The organism is Streptomyces alanosinicus (assembly GCF_014650595.1).
In the GTDB taxonomy this organism is placed as follows: Bacteria; Actinomycetota; Actinomycetes; order Streptomycetales; family Streptomycetaceae; genus Streptomyces; species Streptomyces alanosinicus.
Map to the genome: position 1 here is coordinate 1 of NZ_BMVG01000114.1, position 3,296 is coordinate 3,296.

Consider the following 3,296-nt stretch of genomic DNA (forward strand, 5'->3'; position numbering starts at 1 on the left):
CGGGGTTCTGGACCCCGCCCGGGTAGCGGCAGGCCATGCCGACCACGGCGATCGGCTCGCTCACCCGGGCGGCCTGCTCGGCCAGTTCACCGTTCTGTTCGGCCAGTTCGCCGTTCTGCCGCCGCAGTCGCTCGTTGTCCAGCATCGACTGCCGCAGTGCGGCGACGAGTTGTTCGACTGATGCTTCCACGATCAGACCTCAGTCCTCGTTCGGGTTCGGTTCGGCGGACGCAAGCGCGGCGCGCACCAGGTCGTCGATGTCCATGTTCTTGATCTCCTCGCTGCGGTCCGCCTCCTGCGGTGCCGAGGCCGCGGTGGACGGGACGAGCGCGAGCAGCGCGTCGAGGAGGCCCGCCTCACGCAGGGCCGCGACCGGGATGGCGGCGAGCGTCTCCCGGATCGAGTCGTCGTCCGGTGCCGCCGCCGAGGCGTCGGTCCCGGCCCCGGCCCCGGTCCCCGTCACGGTCCCGGTTTCCGTCTCGGCGTACTCCTCGATGCCGGGGAGCAGCTCCTCCAGCAGGAACTCGGCCATGACGACCGGGCTGGGGTAGTCGAACATCATCGTCGCCGGCAGCCGCATCCCGGTCACCGTCTGGAGCCGGTTGCGCAGGTCGATCGCCGCCAGCGAGTCCAGGCCCAGGTCCGTGAAGCCCTTGTTGACGTCCAGGCTCTCCGGCTCGGCGTGGCTGACCGCCGCGACCTCGCCCCGGACGAGGTCGAGCACCGCCGCCTCCCGGTCCGTGGGCCGCATCCGGGCCAGCCGCTCCTCCAGCGACTGCCCGCCGGCGGCCGCCGCGGCGGCCGTGACCGACGGGGCACGGACCTCCTGCCGCTTGGGCGCCGGCTGCTCCTGCTTGAGCACGTCCCGCAGCAGCACCGGCGGCTCGCCCGGGTTGGCGCCGCGCGCGGCGGCGTCGACCCGGATCGGGGCGATCAGCGCCTCGTCGAGGGTCAGCGCCTCGTCGAACAGCTGCAGGCCCTCCTCGGTGGGCAGTGCGGGCAGTCCCAGGGACCGCATCCGGCCGAGGTCGGCGTCGTTGACGCCGCCGCCCAGGCCGGTCTTGGCCTCCCACAGCCCGAACGCCAGCGCGGCGCCGGGCAGGCCCTGCTCCCTGCGGTGCGCGGCGAGGGCGTCCAGGAAGCGGTTGGCGGCCGCGTAGTTGCCCTGCCCGGCGCCGACGACCAGTCCGGCGCACGAGGAGAACAGCACGAACGCCTTCAGGTCCAGCTCGCGTGTGGCCTCGTGCAGGTACCAGGCGGCGTCCGCCTTGGGCCGCAGCACCGAGTCCAGCTGCTCGGAGGTGAGCTGGGCGATGAGCGCGTTGTCCATCAGGGCGGCCGCGTGCACGACGGCGGTCAGCGGCCGGTCGGCGGGTACGCCGGTGAGCAGCGCGCCGATCGCGTCGCGGTCCGACACATCGCAGGCCGCCAGGGTCACCGAGGCACCCGACTCCTCCAGCTCCGCCGCCAGTTCGGCCGCGCCGGGCGCCGCGGCGCCCCGCCGGCTGGTCAGCAGCAGATGCCGGACGCCGTGCTCCGCCACCAGGTGCCGGGCCACGATCGCCCCGAGACCGCTGGTGCCACCGGTGATCAGCACGGTGCCCTCACCGGTCCACGGCAGCGCGGACGTGACCTGACCCGCGGACACCCGGGCCAGCCGCGGCACCTTCACCTCGCCGCCGCGCACCGCCGCCTCCGGCTCACCGGTGGCGAGGATCGCGGGCAGCGCCTGCCGGGCGGCCACCGAACCGTCGGTGTCCACCAGCACGAACCGGCCCGGGTTCTCCTCCGCGGCCGACCGCAGCAGACCCCACACCGGCGCCTGCGCCAGGTCCACGCTGTCCGTGTCCCTCGCGGCGACCGCGCCCCGGGTGAGCACCACCAGCTGGGACGAGCCGAACCGGTCGTCGGCCAGCCAACCCTGCAGCACCTCCAGCACACCGGCCGACACCTGCCGTACGGCGGACGGGACGTCGGCGTCCACGGCCGGCGTCGGCAGCAGCACCACCTCGGGTACGGCCGCGCCCGCGTCCAGCGCACCGGTCAGGGCGGCCAGATCCGGGTGAGCGGTGGCCCCCTCGGGCGCCTGCTCCGCCGCACCGAGCACCGCCCAGCCGGCCGCGGTCGCCGTGTGGCTCGCGCCCAGCGGCAGCTGGTTCCACACCAGGTGGAACATCGAGGTGCGCTCGCCGCGCCCGGCCGCCGCGGCCGCGTTCACCCGGGCCGCCGTCACCGGTCGTACGACGAGGGAGTCGATCGTCGCCACCGGCGTACCGTTCGGGTCCGCCAGCTCCAGCCGGACCGCGTCCGAGCCCTGCGACTTGTGGCCCGCCACGGAGGTGATCCGGCCCCGCAGCTGCGCGGCACCGGCCGCGTGCAGCGTCACGCCTTCCCAGGCGAACGGCAGCTGGGTGCCGCCCACGTCCTGCGGCCTGCGCCCGTCCATGAAGTCCGTGGCGCTGAGCGAGCCGTCCAGGATCGAGGGGTGGATCCGGTACTCGGTGCCGATCGCCAGGTTGTCCTCCGGCAGCGACACCTCGACGAAGGTCTCCTTGCCGCGCCGCCAGATCCCGCGCAGGCAGCGGAACATCGGCCCGTATCCGTATCCCTGGCCGGTCAGATAGTCGTACACATCGGAGATGTCGACCTCCTCGGCGCCGACCGGCGGCCACACCGCGAGCCCGCCGCCGAACGACTCGGCGGGCGGCGCCGGCTGGGCGCCCGGCGCCAGCACACCACTGGCGTGCCGGGTCCAGGGGACGTCCGGGTCGGCGTCGTCGGGCCGCGAGTACACGTTCAGCGAGCGCCGCTCCGTGGCGTCCGCCGGATCGACGACGACCTGTACGGCGAGCCCGCCGCCGTCCTCCCGCATCGGCATCAGCTGCTCGATGGTCAGCTCCTCCACCACGTCACAGCCGACTTCCTCACCGGCGCGGATGGCCAGCTCGATATAGCCGGTGCCGGGCAGCAGCACGGTCCCGAGGACGTCGTGGTCGGCCAGCCACGGGTGGGTGCGCACCGACAGGTTGCTGGTCAGCACCACACCGCCGCCCGCCGGTGCCACCACGACCGCGCTGAGCAGCGGGTGTTCGGCCGGGCGCTGTCCGAGGCTCGTGACATCACCCGCGGGCGCCACGGCCGGCCCGTCGAGCCAGTACGTCCGCCGCTCGAAGGCGTACGTCGGCAACCCGGTCTGCCGGGCACCGGGGTAGAAGGCAGCCCAGTCGACGGAGGCTCCGGTGGCGTGCATCCGGGCGACGGCGGCGAGCAGGGTGCGCGCCTCGGGGCGGTTCTTG

At 74.4% G+C, this 3,296-nt stretch carries 2 protein-coding genes; both read right to left on the reverse strand.

The genetic code is table 11. The annotated features are described in order from the left end of the window. On the reverse strand, positions 1 to 190 hold a 190-nt coding region (locus IE277_RS46375; protein ID WP_229882596.1), incomplete at its 3' end, for a polyketide synthase docking domain-containing protein. A 9-nt stretch (positions 191 to 199) separates the two neighbouring features. Then, positions 200 to 3,296 (reverse strand): type I polyketide synthase (locus tag IE277_RS46380; RefSeq protein ID WP_189960131.1); only part of this gene is annotated, 3,097 nt, incomplete at its 5' end.